The 21,801-nt window shown below is 69.8% G+C and carries 18 protein-coding genes; 8 read left to right on the forward strand and 10 right to left on the reverse strand.

Going from position 1 to position 21,801, the window contains the following annotated elements; genetic code table 11:
• Positions 1-12: 12 nt before the first annotated feature.
• Positions 13-1,179 (reverse strand): glycoside hydrolase family 88 protein, encoded by a 1,167-nt coding sequence (locus QHF83_RS22190; RefSeq protein ID WP_282419894.1) that lies wholly within the window; start codon positions 1,177-1,179, stop codon positions 13-15.
• A 191-nt stretch (positions 1,180-1,370) separates the two neighbouring features.
• Here QHF83_RS22190 and QHF83_RS22195 point away from each other — a divergent pair, with 191 nt between their 5' ends.
• Complete coding sequence (locus QHF83_RS22195) at positions 1,371-2,492, forward strand: Type 1 glutamine amidotransferase-like domain-containing protein (protein ID WP_282419895.1); 1,122 nt, start codon at positions 1,371-1,373, stop codon at positions 2,490-2,492.
• A gap of 5 nt (positions 2,493-2,497) precedes the next feature.
• Positions 2,498-3,466 (forward strand): alpha/beta fold hydrolase, encoded by a 969-nt coding sequence (locus QHF83_RS22200; RefSeq protein ID WP_282419959.1) that lies wholly within the window; start codon positions 2,498-2,500, stop codon positions 3,464-3,466.
• A 16-nt stretch (positions 3,467-3,482) separates the two neighbouring features.
• Here the strand turns inward: QHF83_RS22200 and QHF83_RS22205 are convergent, their stop codons facing one another.
• The 6 genes from QHF83_RS22205 to QHF83_RS22230 all read right to left on the reverse strand — a co-directional run bounded on the left by QHF83_RS22205 (position 3,483) and on the right by QHF83_RS22230 (position 10,960).
• Positions 3,483-4,034, reverse strand: a complete 552-nt coding sequence (locus tag QHF83_RS22205) for a hypothetical protein (RefSeq protein WP_282419896.1) — start codon at positions 4,032-4,034, stop codon at positions 3,483-3,485.
• A gap of 79 nt (positions 4,035-4,113) precedes the next feature.
• On the reverse strand, positions 4,114-4,704 hold the full coding sequence (locus tag QHF83_RS22210; protein WP_282419897.1) for a hypothetical protein: 591 nt from the start codon (positions 4,702-4,704) through the stop codon (positions 4,114-4,116).
• 13 nt (positions 4,705-4,717) lie between these two features.
• Positions 4,718-7,792: a serine/threonine-protein kinase gene (locus QHF83_RS22215; RefSeq protein WP_282419898.1), complete on the reverse strand. Its 3,075-nt coding sequence runs from the start codon at positions 7,790-7,792 to the stop codon at positions 4,718-4,720.
• Positions 7,793-7,855: 63 nt separating this feature from the next.
• On the reverse strand, positions 7,856-8,206 hold the full coding sequence (locus QHF83_RS22220) for a hypothetical protein (RefSeq protein WP_282419899.1): 351 nt from the start codon (positions 8,204-8,206) through the stop codon (positions 7,856-7,858).
• A 21-nt stretch (positions 8,207-8,227) separates the two neighbouring features.
• The gene (locus tag QHF83_RS22225; protein WP_282419900.1) at positions 8,228-9,379 is read right to left on the reverse strand and encodes a zinc-dependent alcohol dehydrogenase; all 1,152 of its coding nucleotides are present in this window, start codon (positions 9,377-9,379) and stop codon (positions 8,228-8,230) included.
• A 108-nt stretch (positions 9,380-9,487) separates the two neighbouring features.
• Positions 9,488-10,960 carry a hypothetical protein gene (locus tag QHF83_RS22230; RefSeq protein WP_282419901.1) on the reverse strand — a complete coding sequence of 491 codons (1,473 nt, stop codon included), beginning with the start codon at positions 10,958-10,960 and terminating at the stop codon, positions 9,488-9,490.
• A 196-nt stretch (positions 10,961-11,156) separates the two neighbouring features.
• On the opposite strand from QHF83_RS22230, the gene QHF83_RS22235 reads away from it, so the two are divergent.
• The 5 genes from QHF83_RS22235 to QHF83_RS22255 all read left to right on the forward strand — a co-directional run bounded on the left by QHF83_RS22235 (position 11,157) and on the right by QHF83_RS22255 (position 16,286).
• Positions 11,157-12,548 carry a serine/threonine-protein kinase gene (locus QHF83_RS22235; protein WP_282419902.1) on the forward strand — a complete coding sequence of 464 codons (1,392 nt, stop codon included), beginning with the start codon at positions 11,157-11,159 and terminating at the stop codon, positions 12,546-12,548.
• On the forward strand, positions 12,535-13,581 hold the full coding sequence (locus QHF83_RS22240) for a hypothetical protein (protein WP_282419903.1): 1,047 nt from the start codon (positions 12,535-12,537) through the stop codon (positions 13,579-13,581). The genes QHF83_RS22235 and QHF83_RS22240 overlap by 14 nt, the downstream gene beginning before the upstream one ends.
• 5 nt (positions 13,582-13,586) lie before the next feature.
• Positions 13,587-14,039: a hypothetical protein gene (locus QHF83_RS22245; RefSeq protein WP_282419904.1), complete on the forward strand. Its 453-nt coding sequence runs from the start codon at positions 13,587-13,589 to the stop codon at positions 14,037-14,039.
• A 49-nt stretch (positions 14,040-14,088) separates the two neighbouring features.
• Entirely contained in the window at positions 14,089-15,768 is a 1,680-nt protein-coding gene (locus tag QHF83_RS22250; protein WP_282419905.1) for a sigma 54-interacting transcriptional regulator, read from the forward strand.
• 170 nt (positions 15,769-15,938) lie between these two features.
• Entirely contained in the window at positions 15,939-16,286 is a 348-nt protein-coding gene (locus tag QHF83_RS22255; protein WP_282419906.1) for a hypothetical protein, read from the forward strand.
• 14 nt (positions 16,287-16,300) lie between these two features.
• On the opposite strand, the gene QHF83_RS22260 is transcribed toward QHF83_RS22255, so the two are convergent.
• Positions 16,301-16,975, reverse strand: a complete 675-nt coding sequence (locus tag QHF83_RS22260; protein ID WP_282419907.1) for a DUF2490 domain-containing protein — start codon at positions 16,973-16,975, stop codon at positions 16,301-16,303.
• Between the two features lie 52 nt (positions 16,976-17,027).
• Complete coding sequence (locus QHF83_RS22265) at positions 17,028-19,154, reverse strand: protein kinase (RefSeq protein WP_282419908.1); 2,127 nt, start codon at positions 19,152-19,154, stop codon at positions 17,028-17,030.
• A gap of 942 nt (positions 19,155-20,096) precedes the next feature.
• Between QHF83_RS22265 and QHF83_RS22270 the strand changes: the two genes are divergently transcribed.
• Positions 20,097-20,324, forward strand: coding sequence for a hypothetical protein (locus tag QHF83_RS22270; protein WP_282419909.1), 228 nt, complete (start codon positions 20,097-20,099; stop codon positions 20,322-20,324).
• Between the two features lie 272 nt (positions 20,325-20,596).
• Here the strand turns inward: QHF83_RS22270 and QHF83_RS22275 are convergent, their stop codons facing one another.
• The gene (locus QHF83_RS22275; protein ID WP_282419910.1) at positions 20,597-21,019 is read right to left on the reverse strand and encodes a methyltransferase domain-containing protein; all 423 of its coding nucleotides are present in this window, start codon (positions 21,017-21,019) and stop codon (positions 20,597-20,599) included.
• Positions 21,020-21,801 lie beyond the last annotated feature (782 nt).

The following is a 21,801-nucleotide window of genomic DNA, read 5'->3' on the forward strand; positions in this document are numbered from 1 at the left end:
GACGGTCTTACGTCAGCGCGGGCCGAGGGACAACGAGAGCAACGCGAGGAACGCACCCTCGCCGTATTTCGTATTTGGATCGAATCGCGCCACGTACCTCGCAGGGTCCGCGGTCACGACGGTGCCAGCGCTCACGAGCGTGAGATCGGGGTTTTGCCAGCGCGGCAGGAGCGCGGAGAGCGTCTCCGCCGCGACGCACGCATACCCTGGTTCGGGAAGCCAACCCATACGAGCGCCAACGCCCATTCCATAAGCGATGAGCGAGGAAGCCGACGTCTCCTCGACATTCCCTTCGAGGTCCTCCGCCCCGAGGACCGTCATCCAGAGGCCGGAGGGCCTTCGTTCGGCGAGCAGCGCCGCGGCCGTTCGCCGGTAGCTCTCAAGAATGAAGGAATGGGAAGGGTGGCTCTCTGGTAGGTGAAGGAGCACCTCGGAGAGGCCGGCCAGGACCCAGCCATTGCCGCGTCCCCAGAAGACCGGGCTCCGCCCGGTGCTCGGATCGGCCCACCCGGGCAGCGTTCCCTCGGCGCTCCGCTCCGCCCAGCCGTGCACGTGCAAGCCCGTCCGAGGATCCACGAGGTGCTGGATATGCAGGACCGTTTGTCGCGCGGCCTCGTTGATGAAGGCATCGTCGCCCGTGGCCGCCCCGAGCCGCGCGAGGAACGTGAGGAGCAGGAAATCCGAGTCGACCCAGAGCTCCACCGAGCCCTGGTACCCCTCCAGCGCGGAAGAAATGTGCGAAATGCTCCCGTCCTCGGCCCTCTGAAAGGTCCGCCGCATGGAGTCGTGGATGCTCTTCGCCGCCGCGAGATACCGGACTTCGCCGGTCTCCTGGTACAGGAAGAGCACGTTGAGCCCGCAGGCGATGAAATCGACGTCGGGCGAGGCCGGCTCGAACGACCCATCCTCGCCGATGGCCGTGTCCAGGCTCGACTGGAGATATTCGAGCCACGCCGCCCGCGCCGTCGGATTCGCTGCATACACCTTCTCCACGCCCCACAAGAGCGTCGCGTCGCGCCAGTAACAGCGGGCGCTCGAAGCCGGGTATTTCGAGCGGACCGCGGACAGCACCTCGCCCGCGACAACCTCCACGCGCGCGGGTGGATCCGGGCAGGCGGCACCTTGAAATGGGGGAGGAACGAGCAGGACGACGAGAACCAACGTGAGCAGGGTTCGCATGGTCATTCCCTTCTTTCCGGCAACCCGGACGCCGTTCAGCGGGCCTTCGCAGTCGATGCGGGAGCCTGCAAGGAGCGTGACCCGGCCGCGCTCGACCACGCGGGCGCTCGGCCGGGCGCCGCCCATCCCGCCCCGCGCACGGTCGCGACCTCCTTCGCCTCGCCGCCGCCTTCGTGTACACTCCGCCCCGCATGCGCGGCGCCATCCTCTTCAACGGCAATGCCGAGTCCGACGAATGGCTCGTCCGGGCCGCGGCCCCATTCCTCGCGACGTCGCGGCACAAGGATCCGGCCATCGCCGCCGCGCGCCGCACCCTGCTCGTCACGGCCGGCTGGGCCGACCACGAGTACGACGAGGCGCACGTCAAGCGCGCCCTCAACGCCGCTGGCTTCCCCTCCGTCTTCGAGGACGGCTTCGATCGCGCCCACGAGAACCTCTCCCTGCTGACCGAGCTCGACGGCGTCCTCGCCGAGGCGCCCGAGCTCGCCGAGGCGTTCCGCGAGCTGCGCCGCGCCGAGGCCACCGCGCGCAGGTTTTACCTCGAGCACAATGCGCACACGATCGACCTCTTCCGCCGCACCCTGCGCGAGGCGAAATCCGAGGCGCCCGACACCGATCTCCAGAGCCTGCTCGCCGATATGACGCACCCCACGGGCCCCCGCGCGCTCGCCCGCCACGCCCTCGCGCGCGAGCTCCGGCGCGCCTTCCACACGCTCGAATCGAACGACGACCACCTCTTCGAGCTCTTCGGTGATATCGAGCGACGCGCCTTCGACGCCGCCGGCGCCCTCTACCACCCGGCGTTCCGTGCCGCGAAAGAGCGGCTCGAAGCGCGCATCCTCTCCGCGAGCAACATCTTCCTCTTCGGCGGCCGCCTCGATCTCTTGCTCGGCGCGCTCCGCTTCTTTCGCCTGCGTGACGTCTTCGTCGAGGCCTTGCGCCGCGGCGCGCAGATCGTCGCCGTCTCCGCGGGCGCCATGGTCCTTTGCGAGCGCGTCATCGTCTACGACGATTTCGCCGAGACCCCGCGCGATTTCCAGCTCTACGACCGCGGCCTCGGCATCGTGCAGGACATCCAGATCTTCCCCCATTGCATGGAGCGCATTCAAACGGACGACCCCGACAACCTCGCCTACCTCGCGCGAAGATTCCGCCATCACGCGTGCGTGGGCCTGAACCAGCGCTCGCTGCTCCGGCTCGACCTCTCGCCGCGCCGGGCCGTCAGCGTCGGCGCGGGCGACGGCGTCTACGTCTTCGGTCCCGACGGGAGGAAGCGCTGCCATCACGCCGGCGAGGAGGTCTCGATCTCGTGAACGGCATGGTCGACCGGAAGAATCGGGTATTTTCGTTCCTCGGGCACTGGTTCACCATCGCGCCGGTCGCGCGGCACACGCTCGCGCCGCGCCGCGTTTCGGCTTCCGTTCCGTTTCGGCTGACGGTCCCGGACACGAAATACGGCGAGGTTCGCCTCTCGGGCCGATTGCACCACGCGGCGTCCGACACGCTGCTCGTCGTCGTCCACGGCCTCGGGGGCGACGTCCGCAGCCATTACGTGCTCTCGGCCTCCGCTGCCGCCGAGGCCGCCGGAATCGCGAGCCTGCGCGTGAACCTGCGTGGCTCCGACCGCACGGGCGAGGACATTTACCACGCGGCCCTCACCCAGGACCTCCACGCGATCCTCGCGAGCGCGGAGCTCTCCCGCTATTCGCGCATCCTCCTCCTCGGATACTCGCTCGGCGGGCACATCGTCCTCCGGGCCGCCACCGAATCGCTCGATCCCCGCGTCCGCGCCGTCGCCGCGGTGTGCCCCCCGCTCGATCTCTTCGTCGGCGCGCGCGCCATCGACGAACCGGCGCGGCTCGTGTATCGACGCCACGTCCTCTCGGCCATCAAGGAGATTTACGCCGAGGTCGCGGGCCGCCGCCCCGTGCCTTTGCCGCTCGCCGAGGCGCGCCGCATTGCCACGATCCGCGACTGGGACGAGCACATCGTGGCCCCGCGCTTCGGCTTTCGCGGCGCGGACCATTATTATGGGGAGTCGAGCGTCGCGCCGCGCCTCGCGACGCTCGCCGTCCCCTCGCTCGTCGTGGCCGCCGCGCACGACCCCATGGTCCCGGCCCACACGCTCCTGCCCATTCTCTCCGGCGCCCGCCCGCCGCTCGAGGTGCGGTGGATCGATCGCGGCGGGCACGTCGGTTTTCCGGCCCGCGTCGACCTCGGTTTTCCCGGGCCGGGCGGGCTCGAAGATCAGGTCGTCGCGTGGCTCCAGGGCCGCGCGGGGGCTTGACGCGCGGCCCTTCGGTTCATTTGGGGACGCACGTCCCCGGCGTGTCCGGGTTGAAGCACATCTGGCCGCACGGGCAGACGCTCGCGCCGTCGCATGTGCCCCCCAAGCAATCCGCGTCGGACCAGCACTTCGGCAGCAGCACCTTCTCCTTGCAGCGGTTCATGACGCACGTGGCGACGAGCGGGCAATTCGACGTCGTCTGACAGCATTGGTCCAAGCCCGGGCATGTCGAAATATCGACCGTGCCCTCGGGACACTCCCACTTCCCGCTCATGCAGACGGGGGGCACGGTATCCCCGGCTTGGCACGATACCTTGCACGTTGGCCCAACGGCGCCACACGGGACGGATACTCCGCCCGTGCCACCGCTCCCGTTGTTGCCGCCTCCGACGCCCCCCGTGCCGCCGCCGCCGGCGTTGCCGCCGCTCGCGCCGTGGCCCGCACTGCCGCCTTCCCCGTCACCCCCTTCGCCCCCGTTCCCCGAGGGCGGCTCGTAACTCCCGAGCGCACAAGCCGTGAACATCAAGGAAACGAACGCGATCGAAACGAAGCCAAGTCGATGGTTCATGCCCCGGATGATACCATGAGATCAGGTCGCCGCGTGGCTCCGGGACCGCGCGGGCACGTGAGCGTCGGGGCCGTTGTTGTCAAGACGGCACACACTTGCCCGGCGTATCCTCCGTGAAGCAGTCCTGTCCGCATGCGCAAACCATGGCGCCCTCGCAAACCTCTGCTTCCGTGCAATTCGCGTTGGACCAGCATTCCCCGGGGATCAGCGGCTCCTTGCACACCTTGTTGACGCATGTGAACGTCGCCGGGCATTCCGACGGCGTCGTGCAGCAACCGGACTGCATCGGGCAGTTGCTCGCATCGGTCGAGCCGGTGGGACAGACCCACGCGGCGGCGATGCATTCGGGGTTCGCCGGCATGTGCGGCATGCAGTCGTACCAGCAGACGGGCGGAATCTGACCGCTGCAATCCACACTCGACCCCCCATGGCCGCCCGTGCCAGGGATGCCGCCGCTCCCGCCGTTTCCACCATTACCGCCATTTCCACCGCTGCCGCTCCCGCTCGCGGTGATCGCCCCGCCGCCTCCCTCGCCGCCGGCGCCCCCCACGCTCGGGCCCTCTCCCCCTTCGCCCCCGTTCCCCGTGGGCGGCTGGTAACTTCCGAGCCCACACGCGGCAAGCCCCAAGGAAACGATCGTGATCGAAACGAAAGCAAGTCGATGGTTCATGCCATCGATCGTATCACGGAATGGCGAACGACCATATGACCGTGAGCGGCTTTCCCTCGAATGGTTGCACGATCACCTGCCGGAACGCGCGATCCACGCACGCCCCGACCTTCGTCCCCACGAAACGCTCGTCGAGCGAGACGGCCGAGACCGTCCCCTTCGGATCGAGGACGAGCGCGACCTTGCCGTTGCCCTTCGGCTGCTCCTCGTCCTCGCGCTTGCAAGAGGCGGCGACCACCTTCGCCTGCGAGAGCTTCGAGTACGCCTCCCCGAGCACCACGGACCGCGCCACGGGCCCGCCGCGCGGCTGCGGCAACGCCGTCACCGGCCCCGTGAGCCCGGGCTCGACGACGGGCGGCGGGATGTTTTCGGTCTCGCGCAGGAGGTCTTCGAGCGGCTCGGGCAGCTTCGCGTTGTCGCGCTCCTGCTTGACGAGATACTCGTCGAGCTGGCGGACGACGCTCGAATCGAGCGCCGTGGGCTCCTTCGGCTCGGAGGGCGACGCCTTCGCCTGGAGCGCGAGCGAGCCCTGCACGAGCTTCAGCGCCGTCAGCGCCGCCTTCGCCTCGGCCTCGCGCTTCTCGGCCTCCTTTTGCCCCGAGACGGCGCGCTCCCGGTCGGCCTGCGCCTTCGCCTCGCGCGCGAGCGCGAGCGCCGCCTCGGCCTTCGCCATGGCCGTGTCCGCCTCGGCCTGCGCGCGCTTGGCCTCGAGGTCGACGTACACCGTCCCCGCCGCGAGCGCGATCGCCCCGGCGAGGATGCCGAGCACGCCCACGATGATGCGGCTCCTCTGCGTCGCTGCGACGCTGGCCGCGTAAAACCGTTTTGCCGCGCCTTCGAGGCGCATCTGCCGCACCCGCAGGATCTCTTCGAGCATGAGCAGGCGGCGCCTTCGCCAGAGGAGCTCGGGGTCGGGTTTTTCCTCCCAAACCTTCGCGGCTTCCTCGAAATCCTGGATGACGAGCCGCTCCTCGCGCTCGCTCGCGACCCAGTCCCTCAGCCTGCCCCAGTGCACGAGCAGCGCCTCGTGGGCGAGCGTCACGAGCTCGACCTCGCCGTCCTTGCGCCGCTCGGTCTCGCGCAGGACGAGCCGCGCCTCCGCAAAGACCTGCACGACCGCGCGCGCCGCGGGACCGAGCTCGCGCACGAGCTCTCCGATCCGCCGCGTCATGCGCGCCCCCGCGGGCGTCGTCAGCGAGAGCAGGATGCGCTGCACCACGCGCTCGGTGCCCGCCTCTTTCACCGCGCGATCCATGGTCTCGTTCGCGTGCCGCGAGAGCGCCCCGGAGAACTCGATCGCGCGGAGCGACGACCGCGTGATGAGCTTCCTCGCGCGGTCGCGGCTGTGCCAGAGCTCGCGCAGCGCGAACTCGACGAGCGGCATCGATCCGGCCGTCGTCTCCAGCGCTTCGAGCAGCTCCTTGCGCAGCCGCGGATCCTCGAACGTGTAGCCGTAGCTCTCGAACGCCGCGTCGATGACCTCGCCCCACGCGGCCGGTCCGAGCGGCGAGACGAGCACCGCGCCGCGCGTGATCACGCGGCCCACCTGCTCGTGCGCGAGGATCGGATCGAGCAAATCGCGCCGCGCCGTCACCACGACGCGCAGGCCCGGCCAGGGGCGTTCGCCGAGCCGCGCGAGCAGATCGAGCGTCCACGTCTGGCTTTTTCCGCCGGGGCCCTGCGCGAGCGTGGCGATTTCTTCGAGCTGATCGACGAGCAGCACGAGCCCGCGCTTGCTCTGCGAGAGCCAAGCCGCGACCCGCGCGGCCGCCTCCTCGGGCGAGCGCTTCGGATCGAGGCCCATGTGAAAGAGCGCCGTCGTGAGGACCTGCCGCGGATCGGTACCGGGCGAGATCAAGACGGTCTCCCATTGCCGCGGGCCGCCGAGCGCGCCGTCGGCGATCGCGGGCAGGATGCCGGCGCGCGCGAGGCTCGATTTGCCGCTCCCGCTCGGGCCGAGCAGCGCCGCGAGGCCACGCGTGCGCAAGACTTCGAGCGCCGCCGCGACCTCGACCCTGCGGCCGAAGAACACGTCGCGGTGCTCCTTCTCGAAGCGCTCGAGCCCACGGAACGGGCCGTCTTCCTCCGGCGGCAGCGCGCGCCTTCGCCCGACGAGCGCGCTGCGAATGCGTTCGAGCTCGATCGCCACGATCTCGGCGGATCGAGGCCGCTCCTCCGGCTCGGGGGCGAGCAGCGCGTCGATGAGATCGCCGAGCGAGGCCGGGATCTCCGACACGAGCTCGGCGACGCGCGGCGGCCCTTTTCGCCCGTGGAGGACGTCCTCGTCGAGCGAGCCCCGACCCGCCGCGGGCGTCCGACCGACGAGGCAAACGAAGAGCACCGCGCCGAGCGCATAGAGATCACTCGCGCTCGTCGCGGGCGAGAGATCACGCCAGCAGACTGGATCGACGAACCCCCGTTTTCCCCCGATCGCCTCGAGCGGCGATCGAAAACCTCGATCACTCGGGCGATCCCGCGGCGTCCCGGGCGCGCTCGGGATCTTCGATCGTATCGAGGGAATGGTTTGTCCTGGCGTGGCGTTCGACGCGGCCGAGATGCCGAAATCGATGAGCTTGTAGGCCGCGGGCGTGCCGAGCAGGGCGACGTCGACGACCACGTTCGCGGGCGAGATGTCGCGGTGCACGAGCCCGGCGCCGTGCACCGCGACGAGCGCCGAGGCGATCGCGATGCCGGCGTCGATCGTCTCGCGCACCGAGAGCGTCTGCTTGTCGCGCAGCCGCTCGCCGAGCGACTCGCCCGCGACGTACTCCATCGCGAGGCCGATCACGCCGCGCGCCTCGTCGACGGGGAGCTGGTAGAAGCGCACGACGTTCGGGTGCTCGACGCGGCAGAGCCGCGCCGCCTCGTCGATGATCGCTTGCCGGCCGGCCTCGCCGCCCGCGTCGAGCGAAAAGAGCTTCACCGCCGAGAGCCGGAGCTTCGTCGTGCCCGCGGTCTCTTCGGCCAGCCAAACCGGCGCGAAGCCGCCGCGACCGAGCTGCCGCACGAGCCAGAACGCCCCGATGCGCCGCTCGGCATCGGAGAGATCGGTCAGCCGACGGACGGCTTCGGGCAGGGCGCTCGACATGCCAGGGCGGACATTGTCACGAGGCCAGGGCGGCGTGTCAAATGGAGCCGACGCGGGATCGAGTCAGGTGCGTGTTCGCCGGAAGAGAGCCTGCACCTCGTCTACCCGATCGGCGACGATGCAGAGCATCCAGTGGCGCACGCGATGGTCGGGAATCGTATACGCAATGAGGCGCAGCTTGCCGGAGAGACCCCGCGGCGGCAGCGCCGTGCTGAAGATGGGCGTCTTGCGGGTCGTCTCCATCTCCGGCCGCGTCCGCGCCGCCTCGTCGAGAGGCTGCTGTTCGGGCTGGATCCAGTGCGCGTTTCCCATCGGGCGCGGCGACACCTCGCGCGGCACGCCCGGCCTGTCCATCAGGTCGCGGTCGGCGCCCCAGAAGGGCAGGTCGTTCGGTCGATGTTCCTTCCTTTGCATGTTCGCCTCCCTCCTGGAAAATCACTTGGCCCCTGGTGGAATGAGCGCCACCTTGAGGACCCCGTCCGTGCGGGCATTGAAGATGCGATACATCTCGGCGGTCTCCTCGAGCGGCACGCGATGGCTGATGAGCGCCTTCGGGTCGATGCGACCCTCCCGGATGTGCTCGACGAGGCGGGGCATGTAACGCTTGACGTCGCATTGCCCTGCTTTGATCGTCAGGCCTTTGTTCATCGCGGTGCCCACGTCCACGAGGTTCCACGGCGGCCCGTAGACGCCGATGATCGAGACCCGCCCGCCGCGCCGCGCCGCCTGGATCGCCCAGTTCAGCGCCACCGGCGATCCGGCCTGGACACGGAGCGCTTTGCCCAGGACGCCGTGCAAGAGCGACCCTTTCGCTTCGAGGCCGACGGCTTCGATGCACACGTCCGGACCACGACCGTCCGTCATTTCGAGCAGCCGCGCGACGACGTCGGGGTGCTCCTTGAAATCGATGGTCTCCGCCGCGTTGTACGTCCGTGCGAACGCGAGGCGATCCTCGACGGAGTCGATCGCGATGACCCTGCGCGCGCCCAGGATCCATGCGCACCGCTGCGTGAAGAGCCCGACGGGCCCGCAGCCGAAGACGGCCACGGTGTCCTCGGGCGTGATGTCGCCCATCTCCGCGGCCTGATAGGCCGTGGGGAGGATATCCGAGAGAAACAGCACATCCTCGTCGGAGAGGTCGTTCGGGATCTTCATCGGCCCGACGTCGGCAAACGGGACACGCACGAGCTCGGCTTGTCCACCCTGGTACCCGCCGGTCGTGTGCGAATACCCGAACACGCCGCCGACGACCTTCGTCATCGGATTCGTGTTCTCGCAGAGCGAGGTCCGCTCGCGCTGGCAAAAGAAACACGTGCCGCAGGCGATGTTGAAGGGCACGACGACACGATCGCCGCGCGAGAGGCTCGCGACCGAGGGGCCGACCTCCTCGACGACGCCGGTGAACTCATGGCCGAAGATCGTGCCGACGCGGGTATCGGGGATGTAGCCGTTGTACAGGTGCAGATCGGAGCCGCAGATGGTCGCGCGCGTCACCCGCAGAACGACGTCGTTCGGATGTTCGATCCGCGGCTCGGGATTTTCCTCGACGCGGACCCGCCTCGGGCCATGGTACGTGAGTGCCAGCATGCGTGATCTCCCTCCCGAGGGTCACGAATGCAAGAGGCAGACCGGCGGTCAGCGAGGCCCGGACGATTCCGAGAGAATCGCGTCAAGCTGGAAATGCCGAGGAATCGATCACGGCTTCGTGAGCACGCCCTCGATACGCACGGTGACGGGAACCTCGAACACGCCGGAGACGCCGCCGCTCGTGTAGGCGTAATGGCGCATGACGAAGGCGCCCTCGGCGTCGGTGCGCGTGACGAAGCGGGTCGTGACCTTGCCATTCTGGTTGAGCTCCGCGGTCATCCAATCGGGCCCTTCGAGGCCGCCGCCGAGGGCGCCCGGGAAGGTGTCCGCGGTGGCGCCGACCATCACGTGAAACCACCGATACCCCTGGGGCGTCTCGAACGGTGGCAAATCGAAGACGAGGGTACCGACGACGCCCACCGCCTCCGGCAGGCCGGTGGTGAAGCGCAGGTCCTGGTCGTTGTGGGTGAGCACGGGCGCGGGCGTCTCGAGCGGCTTTTCGAGAGGTCGATACACGAGGCCGTCCACTGGGGAGGGCGAGAGGAAGCCGACTGCGTCGATCCATGGCTCGATGCCGCTCTCGGTCCCCGGCTCGGTCTCCGAGCTGCTGCGAAGCTCGACCTCGCCGCCCTCGGCGCCCACCATGAAGAGGCTCGTATATCGCCAGGGAAAATGCGAATCGGCGGGAGCGCTTGCCCAGCGCGGAAGGGCATTGTCGGCCCCCGCCGGTTGCGCAGGCCCCATGTGGAACGTCACGGGGGCTTCGCGCCAAACACCGGGGCCGAGGTGCACCGCGCCGAACATGCCCGTGGCCCCCTGATCGGCGCCGAGCACGGGATAACGATGCACGGTATCGAGCGTCGGCCACGGGTCCTTCCAGCCGTCGTCGTTCGGATTCGCCGCGTAAAACCGCACGGGTTGGTCGAGCAGGTGCACGTAATGCCCGCCGGCCGCCTCCGGGACGAGGAACGCGCCGAGCTCGACGAGGACGTCCGCGTTCGCATTGCCAGGCACCTCGACCACGAACGCGCCGTCCGCGCCGCGCATCACGAGGAAGCCGTGCGTCGCCGAGACGAGCGGCCCGACCGTGTGCGGCGCGCCGGGGATCGCCGCGTCGCTCGGCTCGACGCGCACGTCGATGTCCTCCGGGGACGTCGTGCGCACCGTGACCGAGCCGATGACGCCCACGACGTCCGCCGTCGCCGCGCCGAGATCACAATCGTCGAGGTTGATCGCGATGCGCCTGGAATTGCCCTGAATGGGCGGAAACACACCGCATTTCGCGCCCGCGGGGTTCGTCGTATCGACCAGGACCGCGGGCGCCGTCTCCCGGAAGACGAGCGGCGCGCCGAGCTCGGGGGGCGTCGAGGGGCCGCCACCCGCGCCGCCTGCGCCTCCATTTCCACCGCCCGCGCCGCCGATTCCCCCGCCGCCTGCGCCGCCGGTGCCGCCGGATCCGCCATCGCCGTCGCTGGACGGCCCGCCGGTGGGGTCCACGCCGGCGGCGCACGCCGCGAGGGCGAGGCCGAGCGCAATCGAGAGGAGCGAGGGGGCAAAAGGAGAATGGCGGTCGTTTTTCATGGCCATCGACCATTGCAACGGCGATGCCACGCCCTCCGGGGACGCCCCCGCCTTGCGCTGCGCTCGGCGGGCAGCGGCCCGCGTGTGCAACCTTTGGCCCGAGGATGAGCAACTCGTTGCACACGCGCTCGCGCCGTTGACCGCGGCGCACGAGGGCGGCTACCTTCGCGGAGAGCCGGAACCCGAAGCGAAACGCATGCTTGGAGGTTGTCTGGGCAACGAGTTTCTCCCCGGCGACCGTTTGGGGCGATACGAGCTCCTCAAGGTCATCGGCCGCGGCGGCTTCGCGGCCGTTTGGCGCGCTCGCACCGTGGGTCCAGGCGGATTCGAGCGCCTCGCGGCCATCAAGGTGATGCAGCCAGCGCGCGCCAGCCTCAAGCGCTTCCAGGACATGCTGCTCGACGAGGCGCGGCTCGTCGCGCGGATCCAGCATCCGAACGTCGCCCAGATCTGGGACGTCGGCGAGGACCCGCGTTCCCTGTACTTCGTGATGGAGCTCGTCGACGGCGCCTCGCTCGACGAGCTGCGCTATCGGGCCGAGGCCGAGGGCAACGTGCTACCGATCCGCGCGGTGTTCCGGGTGCTCGCCGACGTCTGCGGCGGCCTGCACGCCGCACACGAACTCGCCCAGGAGGGCGCGCCGCTCGGGCTCGTGCACCGGGACGTCTCGCCCCAGAACATCCTCGTATCGCGCCTCGGCATCGGCAAGCTCATCGACTTCGGCATCGCCAAGGCCAAGGAGCGGCTCGCCGCCGACACGACGACGGGGTTCATCAAGGGGAAAATCAGCTACATGGCGCCGGAGCAAGCCCGCTCCGAGGACCTCGATCGGCGCGCGGACGTGTGGGCGATCGGCGCCGTCGCGTTCGACCTCGTGGAGGGACACCCGCCCTTCGAGGGACAAACCGAGGTCGGGCGGCTCGCCGCGCTCGTCGGCCCCGCCCCCGCGCCCGCCCTGCATGAACGCGTGCCCGCGCCGCTGCGCGCCGTCGTGGATCGCGCGCTCCGCAAGGACCCGAACGAGCGGCTCCCGACGGCGCTGGCCCTCAAGGAGGCCATCGAGGAGGCCCTCATCGAGGCCGAAATGGAGACGTCCACCGATGAAGCCGCGGCCCTGCTCGCGCCCTACTTTCTCCCCGCCGAGGGCGCAGCCGCGCCGTTCGAGGCGACCGTCGCGGAACGCCCCCTCGGCTCCACCGTCGCGGTACCGAGCCCCGTGACCGAGGTGGTGCAGATCCCGATGAACCGCGGGAGGTCCTTGCCTCTGCTCCTCGTCGGGCTCCTCGGGCTCGGCGGCGCCCTCGCGGCGCTCCGCGCGATCCTGTCGCCCACGTCGCTCCCCGCGGTCGAGGCTCCCTCCGAGGCCGCCGCCGCGCCCCGACCGGCCTCGCCGCCGACGGTGGCCCTGGCACCGGCGCCGTCGATGTCCGCGCCCCCGCCCACTTCTTCTGCGTCCGCTCTGCGCGCCCCTTCGCCGCCTGCGCGCACGGCTCCATCGACGACCTCGCGTCCGGCGGCACCACCCGTGCATGGGTCGTCCACGCGACCCCGCACGAGCCATCCAGACGATGACGATGCGATCGAATGACCGAATCCGCTGGGCCTGGTGTTTCCTTTTCGTGGCGAGCCTCGTGGCCGCACCCGCGCGCGTGTACGCCGGGGATCCCGCGGCGGACCGCGACGAGGCCAAGCGCCTGTACGTCGAGGCGAAGCGGCTCCGCACCCAGGGCAAGCGCGCCGAGGCCCTCGAGCGCTTCCGGCAGGCTCACGAGCTCGCCCCGACGCCCGTGCTCCGCCTGGAGCTCGCGCGCATGCTCGAAGGCGAAGCCAAGCTCGTCGAGGCGCACCGGCTGCTCGCCTCCATCGAAGAGATGCCCGTCTCGCCCACCGAGACGCAAAAAGGAAAGGACGCGCGGGCCGAAGCGCGAACCCTCGCGGCGTCCGTCGGCGCGCGCATCCCGAAGGTGACGATCTCCGTCGCGCCGAGCTCCCAGGGCGCGCAAGTCCTCCTCGACGGCGCGCCGCTCCCGAGCGACACGCTCGGCGCAGAGATCCCGCTCGATCCCGGCGAGCACCGGGTCTCCCTCGTCCGCGGCGACGTGACCGCGGAGAAAACGATCACGCTCGCGGAGGGCGAACGCGTGCCTGTCGAGCTCCGAGCGCCCGACCCCGCGCCCCCGCCCGCGCCGGCACCTTCCGCCTCCGTCCCCGTGCCGACCACGACGACCACGGCGCCGGCCGCCGCCCCTCTGCCTCTCGCGCCCCGTCCCACGCTGGCCGAGCCCGCGCCTCGACGTGCCCTCACGCCGTGGGTCCCCGTGTCCTTTGCCGCGGGCGGGCTCGCGCTCGCGGCGGGGCTCGTCACCGGCGGGCTCGCCATGTCCCAGGTCGACAGGCTGGAACGTGGCTGCCCGAGCAACGCGTGCCCGCCCCCGTATCACGACCTGCTCGCCGCCCACCAGGCGCTGACGACCACCTCTTCCGTCACCATCCCCGTCGGCGCCGCGCTGCTCGTGGCCGGCGCGGTGACGTGGGTCGTCACGAAAAACCGCAGCGCCTCCCCCGTGACCGCCACGTTGCGATGGACCGGCGCGGGTCTTGCTGTGGACGGCGCCTGGTGAGCCTCATGAAGACCTTCGCGACGACGGTGATCCTCTTCCTCGCCACGCTCTCCGGCTGCGCCCAGATCCTCGGGACCGACGACCTCGAGCCCTGCGACGCGGATCGCTGCGGCGACGACCGAACCTCCGGCGGATCGAGCTCCTCCGGCAGCGGTGGCGACGGCGGCGGCGCCCCTTGCGACGCGGCCGACATCGAGCTGACCGTGCACGTCAGTGGATCGGTCAAGATCGAGATCGACGGGACCGACATCGACTTCGAGCTCGACCATCCTGGCCCCGCCTGCGTCTCCAAGGGCACGACCACGCTGCGCGCCACCTGCGATCAGAGCGGCGGCTCGGACCCGGAGATCGTCGTCGCGTGGGGCCACGATGTCTGCTCCACCGACGCCACGACCTGCACGCTCGATCTCCAAGAGGACACGACACTCACGCTCGTCGCGAAAGACCCCTGCCTCTGAGCGCCGCGCGGGTGCGCGCCCTCGAACGGCGGTACGATGACCTGCCGCCATGGACCGCAAACCGCCGCAGCAGACCGAAGACCACGCCTACGCCGCGCGACCGCGGGAGACGCGCCTGTGCCTCACCGTCGCGCTCGGCCCGCAAAAGCCCTTCGTGGTCGTGCTGCCCCCGGACGGCGCCGTGAGCGTCGGCCGCGACCCGCAAGCATCCCTCGGCCTCGCCAATCCCACCCTTTCCCGCCTGCATTTCGCCCTCGATGGGCTCGCCGGGGACGTCACCGTCCGCGACCTCGGCTCCCGCAACGGCACCTTGCTCGAAGGCGCGCGGCTCGGCGAGGCGCCCGTGTCGCTCCCGCTCGGCGCGGAGATCATCGCCGGCGAAGGCCGCTTCTCCCTCATCCGCAGGACTAGCTTGCCGCACGGCGCGCGCGCCTTCGAGCTCGTCGCCGGCTTCGAGGTCGGGCTCGTCGCCCTGCGCGCCGCGGGGAAGAGCCCCGTCACCATCGCCGCCGTCGAGCTCTCCGCGCCGTTCCACGAGTCTCCCGACGCGCTCACCGTCTTCGCGCAGCTCCCGCCCGAGGCGCTCCTCGGCCTCGTCTCCGACACCACGCTCCTCCTCGCGGCGCCGTCCGCCACCGCCGCCGCATGGCTCGTGGATGCCCTCGCGCAGCGCGGCGTCGCCGCGTCCCGGCACGCCACGCTCCTGCTCACGGACGATCGCACCGACGCGGTCCCTCGCATCCTCCGGCAGCTTCACGCAGCGCCGCCGTCCTCCGCGGCCGAGGACGATCACGACGTACCGCCGGCATTCCGCTACCCGTCGTTGCGAAAGATCCACGCCGACTTGCGCCGCATCGCGCCGCGCCCGATCAGCGTGCTCGTCACGGGCGAGACGGGGACGGGCAAGGAGGTCGTCGCGCGGGAGATTCATCGCCTCAGCCGGCGCAAAGGACCGCTCGTCGCCGTCAACACCGCGGCGCTGCCCGAGGCGCTCATCGAGAGCGAGCTCTTCGGGCACGAGCGCGGCGCTTTTTCCGGCGCGCTCGGAGCGAAGGCGGGGCTCCTCGAAACGGCGGACAAGGGCACGCTTTTTCTCGACGAGATCGGCGAATTGCCCCTCGCGCTCCAGGCGAAGCTCCTGCGTGTCCTCGAAGAACAATCGGTCCGCCGCGTCGGCGCCAACGTCGAGCGGAAGGTCGACCTCCGGATCGTCGCCGCGACCCACCAGGACCTCGAAGGCCTCGTCCGGGAGCGCCGCTTTCGTCAGGACCTTCTTTTCCGCCTGAATGGCGCGCTCGTCCTCCTGCCGCCGCTTCGCGAGCGCCGGGACGAGATCCCCGCCCTCGCGCGGCACCTCCTTGCGGAGCTGACGAACGGGTCTCCGCCGCTCCTCTCCGCGTCCGCGCAGAGCGCGCTCTCGGGGTATACGTTTCCGGGCAACGTGCGCGAGCTCAAGCAAATGCTCTCCCGTGCGCTCGCGTTCGCCGATCACGGCGTCATCGAGGTCGAGCACCTCCCGCAAACCGTAAAACCCTCGTCGTGCGTCGAGGCGACCGAGCGACACGCGGCGGCCGACGTCCGCGCCTCCGTCCGGGATTTCGAGCGTGATCGCATCGTCGAGGCGCTCGCGCAGGCGGGCGGCAACCGCACCCGCGCTGCGGAAATCCTGGGCCTGCCGCGCCGAACGTTGCTGTACAAACTGTCCAAGATGCGCCTCTCGCAGGAGTGAGGGCGCTCTCAGGCCGCCGGCCGGTGTGCAACGCCTGGCGCACCGCCCTGTGCAAGCCATTGCATACCGCGGCCGATTTCCCCGGCAAACGGGCCCGCGTCCTCCTGGTACGGATCGTGTTCATGGGAAAGCCAGCGCCTCGAACGGCGCTCGCACCGAAAGGGAAACCCATGAGCCTGTATTCGAAGACGCTCGCGCTGGTGTTCGCCTCCACGATCCTCGCCACGGTCACGCCCGCGCTTGCGGACCAAGCGGACAAGGCCGCCTGCGTGGGCCTCGCGGAGGGGGACGATTGCACGGACGGCGATGGCAGGGCCGGATATTGTATCCCCGACGAGAGTGATTCGGGGGTGCTCACCTGCGAGGACCTGCGCTCGGACGGCTCGGGCGGCTCGGGTAGCTCGAACCAGCCCATCATCGCGTGCTCGACGACCCCGGGTGTCCCGGCGCCGCTGCCCCTTTCGCTCCTCGCCGCGGCTGCGCTCGCGTGGGGGCGCCGGCGGGCTCGCCCGCGCTGAGCCCCGTCGCTACGTCACTTCGACGGCGGCGGCACGTCGAAAAAAAGCGACATGAAAAAGACCCGGTCGTGGGTCCAGCCCGAAGCATCCTCCCGGCTCCGGAGCATGAAGCCCGCGTCGAGGCGCGTCTGGGGCGAGAGCATTCGCGCGAGGCCGATCAGCGCGCGGTTCTGGTTCAGGCCGAGCCCCGAGAGGTCCACGAGCACCTCGTCCCAGACGAACGGCAGCCATTTCGCGCCCTTCGGCGCGTAGTTGATCCGGAGCTGATTGCGATACCGGTACCTCGTCTCCGTATCGCGGAACCTCGCCTCGAACCGGTTCCGGTCGTTCCACGTGAAATCACCGATACGACCGAAAAAGTTCGGCTCGAACTCGAAGCGCGCCTCCTGCGCGAATGCGCCCGTGGCCAGGCGATCGGCGTAGATCGTCCCGTGGACGCCGACGAACAGGAAGTCGGTCAGAAAAAACAGAGGCCCCGTCCGCAGGAACGACTGGTGCAGGCCGCCGCTTCGACCGTTCATGCGCGACTCCGCATACACGCGGAGATCGATGCGCGGGAACGTCGGCTTGTCCGCGCGGACGATCGGCACGCGGTTCTCGGACCAGAGCCAGACTTCGTAATCGGCGTGCGCCTCGGACGCGAGGCAGAGCGCGAGGAGGGCGGCAGGGACGGCGAGGGCGCGCTTCATGCCCTGCAGTCGAGCCACAGGTTTCGTTGGTGGTCAAGCGATCGGGCGCGCCCTAGCCCTGATCGAGCACCGCGGACGTGCTTTGCCAGCTCCCGATGTCCCGCGGCACGAGGTTCGCCCCGCCACCACGCGCGTCCATGACACGCGCCCCCTCGTGCGTGAACGTGATGCCGACGAGCGGCGGCGCCCCCGGATCCTTTTCGTAGTACGTCCGCCACACCGGCGACGTCGAGCCCGCTTGCCGACGCATCACCGAGGACATCGTCACGATCCACGGCAGCCCCACCGGATCGAGCGCCATCGCCACCGGCCGATCCTTGGCCTCGACCTCCTCGGGGATCACCGCGCCTCGATCCAGGCCGAGCACGAAGCCCTCGCCCGCGGCCCACGAGAGCCGCTCGCCGCTGCAGAGCGCCGCGTACAGCGCGGGTTTGTCCTGCACGCCCGTCGCGTACACCGTCGTCTGTCCATCGTAGCTCGCGAACAGCGCGCGCCCGCGCGTGCCCTTCGCGTTCGCGCCCACGACGAGCATGCCGTAAGGACCCGAGGACAGCGCGAGCACGTGGCCCGAGAGCGGCAGCGCGACGGGCGCGGACCAGCCCTCGTCGTTCCACAGCCAGAGCTCGGGCAAGCTGTCCTCGTCGCCCTCCACGGCTGCCGTGACGACGGCGAACGTCTGCCCATCCCCGAGCGCGGCTTCGATCGGCGTCTCGCGCGGAGGGAGCACGAGCGGGACGATCTGACCCGGCCGCACGAGCCGCACGTGCGAGGGGCCGACGAGCGCGAAGCCCGCGTGCGGGCCGCGCACCACGAACGTCGTCGCCGCGACGATCGACGCGTCCTTGGCCCCGATGGGGATGGGCAAGGCGCGCGGGCCCCAGAGGTACATCAGCCGCCCACCGAAGCGCGCGAGCGCGCGGCCGTCGGGCTGGAACGCGACGTTGCCGGGCCGGAGCGGCGGCAGCATCACGCCTTTGATCTCGACGGGCAGAAGCTCGACGATCTCGGCGGTCGGCTCGAGCGTCACGGCGGGGCTCGCGAGCGCCTGTGTCGTGCGGAACGCGGTCGTCGCGCGGTCCTCGCGCGCGGCGCGGGCCTTCCAGCGCGCGGCGGCCGCTTCGAGCAGGGGCAAGAGCGCATCGGCGAAGGCGCGGGCCGAATCGAACCGCGAAGGCGCCTCGCGCGGGGCGAGCGCGCGCGCGGCCTCCTCGTTTCGCAAGGGATCGGGCAAGGCCGGCGAGGCGCCCTTGCCGAGCACACGATCGAGCTCGCCGAGCGTCGCGCGATCGGCGGCGAAGCCCGGATGCAGGCGCGGCGCGGTCACGAGCGAACGGCGCTCGCCGGTCACGAGAAAGCCGTTGTCCCAGGGCCCGCGGCACCAGTGCTCGCCTCCGAGGACGAACCACACGACAGCGGCGAGCGCGTGCACGTCGGTCCACGGACCGATGAGCGGATTCTTCTCGCCGGGGCGCGAGAGCCACTGCTCGGAGCCTGCGTACTCGCGCGTGAGCGCCGCGATCGTGTACGTCGCATCGGCGACGCGGGCGATGCCGCAGTCGGCGATCTTCGGCGTCTCGTCGCCGACGGGCCCGACGATGAGCACGTTGTCGGGCTTGAGATCGCGGTGGATGATGCCCTCGTCGTGGAGCGCGAGCACACCCTCGACGATGCCGCGGCAGAGGCGCAAGGCGCGGATCGGATCACATCCGTCGGGCGCGCGCGTGACGCGATCGGCGAGCGACGATCCATCGGGCCCGCCGTCGACGTACTCGAGCGCGAGCCAAGGCAGCTTCACGGTCCGCCCGCGCACGTCGACGGGCGCCTCGCCCATCCCGTAGAAGCCCACGACGAACTCGGTGGGCGGCGTGCGGTCCATGATGCGGCTGAGCGCCGTGGCCTCGCGCTGCGCGAGCTGCCCTGCGAAGATCCCTTCTTGCATGAGGTCCGACACCATGGCCGGCTTCATGACCTTCACGGCGATGCGGGGCGGGCAGAGCGGCGAGAGCGCGGGGGAACGTCTCGAGGGATCGACCTCGGCGAGGAACACGCTCGACATGCCGCCCACGCCGAGCAGCCTGGCGAGGCGCGCGCCAGTGGGGCTGCCCCACGCGTCTGCAAGCGGGGGCGCGCCGCGCGCGAGGTCGCGAAGATCGACGTCTTGGGAGCGCAGGAGCGGCATGCTCGGGGAGCGATGGTAGGCGCGGATGGTGCCTGCCGTCAAAGTGCGCGACAGACGGGCGGGGGCGGAGGCGCACGCGGAGGCGGAGGCGGAGGCGTGGGCGGTACGGGTACGCAGGGGCTCCCGCTCGGGTCGTCGAGCGTACCGTCGTGTTCGGCCTCTTCAGGGCCAAGCCGTGCTCGCCAGCGTGTTGGGGGGCGTTCCGGGATGAACTGCCGGACGATTCCACCGTATCCAGCAGGTGAGCGGTGCGGAGCGACGGTGCGGCCCCTCGTGCCGATGATGAGCGTGTGGGCGTGAAATCACAGCATATGACGGGAGCCTACAGCTTCGTGCAGCTTCCCGCCGGAGTGCAATTGGCCTTGATGGGGTAGGCGTCGCCGATGCACGAGTCCGTCTCGTTCGTGCCCTTCGGCCGGCAGGTCAATCCGCCCGCCTCATTTGTGTAGCAGCAGGAGGTAAATGGGAGCGGCTGAGCATTCAATGGCACCACAGCGAACCCAATGGCGCCAAGCGCGAGCGTTGCGATGACGATTCTGCGAGCGTGAGCGTAGATGGACATGGCGTAACCTCCGGGGCAGCAAAGCGTTGTTTCTTGGTGAGGCGAACCTCGCCGCCGCGCTGCCTTTCTCGTGATGAAGCACGCCCCGTGCCGCGCCCGCCGAAGGATTGGGCGCTCTGGCGATTTTGGCGAGGCGACGCCAACGCGCCCCCGGTGAGTTGTACGCGCTACAGACGCCCGTCATGCGGGTGTGACAGAAGTCCGTCATGCGGGCGTGACAGCGTCGCGCGGGCGTGACACCACGACCGAGCTTGGCGCCCGCGCGTGCCTGACGCTCGTCGACGCCGGCGAGGCCATCGCGCTCGAGTTGCTCGCTCGACCGCCACTTCATTTGCGAGCGTTCCTCCGCCCCGAGCCAGGACGGCGCCGTCGCCTTCAACGTGAGCAACACGGATGACGCCACCAAGAACACGAAGGACGTGCCGCTGAACCTCAACGCCCAAATGCTCCTGACGTTCGGGACCTGCGGCGTGGCGGGCGCCTCGAAGTCCGGCGACACGCTCATTCGCCTCATCGACCCCTCGGGCGACCAGCTCCGAAAGAATGACGACGCCTGCGGCGGCACCGGCTCCAACATCTCGTACGTGCTCCCGACGACCGGGACCTAACATCCTCTCGCGCGACGGCGCCGGTCCTAATGCCCACGGAGATACCGCGGGATCCCGCTAGGGTGGTGCCGCGGCAGCACCCGGATGCGCTTCCCCCATCCGCAGGCGCGCCGCGTCCGCGATGAACTGCTCGATGCGCAGTTCATCGACTCCAGCGCTTGCGCTGGTCCAGGTCCATGGGCAGCGGCGCGCAGTGGCCCTGCAGCTGGAAGCGGACCGCAGATGATTGCGGGCGCGAACGAACACCGTGGTTGGCACCTGCGTCAACCGGACTACTGACGAAAGCAGCTCCGATAGACGGCAAGATCACCGGAGATCGATACGGGCGCGAGCCATGAGCGCGAGGGCAAGGGTAAATCGACGCTGCACACCCGGATCACGCGCGTCTGAGCGATCGACGCGAGGTCGTCCATGACTTGGTTGAGCCTGCTACCGCTGAAGGGGCAATACAGAAAGAAGACCGAGCCGCTCGTGATGTAACGAGTGAGCTTCGCCGCATCGCCTTCGATCACCGTCACCCGTTGTGCATTCAATCGTGCAGCGAGGCCGCGTGCCCTGCGGACGAGCGCCGACTGGATCTCGACCCCAATCGCGCTCGCTCCCGTCAAAAAGTGCGTCAGCGCCGTGGCTCGCCCGAGGCCGGAGCCGACGTCCACGAACACATCCTCGGATTGGACCTCGGCAAGCTCGATCATGCGCAGCAGCGTATCGACCGAGCACGGCAGATATGGAACGCAGCCGCGTGGCAATTCAGGATCGTCGTGCGGTAGCTCGCCGAGCCCAAAGACCCGATCGAGCCACGCATCGCGTTCGCCCTCGGGAACGTTCGTCAGCGCCGCTCGGAATGCCAGCGGGCTCGCCTGACGCGTCGATAGCCATCTGCGTATGGTTTCAGGGTCCAACACTGCTCCTCCATGCGAGCCTACCTCACGAGCGCCTGGTCGTCACCTGTGTCGCGGTATCATCGAAGTCGCGGACAGTAGGCCCGTGAGCCCGGAGCTGCGCGACCTCGCCGCGCTTCCGAAAAACCCCTCTCGACGCCGCACCGGTGATCGGTGGGTTCACCGCCCCCTCTGCTCGTCGTGCTCGCGGGGCAGGTCTACGCGGATGCGCTGGTCTTTGGTGCCACTGGCATAATCTGCCCCCGCCGTGAAGGGGTGCGGTGCGCGGGTGGCGTGGCTCGAAAAAGGGAATATAGCGGCAACCCACCGATACTCGCTTCCTCGTGATCCCTCGGCCCCACGAATGACGAACATGGCGAAGTCTGGTAACGTCTTGGCCGGAGGTGCGGAGTTGGGCGGGACGTCAAGCCAAATAGGTGTGTCCGCGAGAGTGCCATGGAAGGTCGAACACGAGCCATTGCGTCAGAGCGATAGGAACAAGCTCGGGGAGCTTGGACTGGCTTTCGATTATGGCAGTGCCAGCGCTGCGCGCGGCCGATGCGGTGCCGTTCGTTGGCCCGACGCTATGCGAAGAA

The sequence above is a fragment of the Polyangium sp. 15x6 genome, from assembly GCF_029960785.1.
Taxonomy (GTDB): Bacteria; Myxococcota_A; Polyangia; order Polyangiales; family Polyangiaceae; genus Polyangium.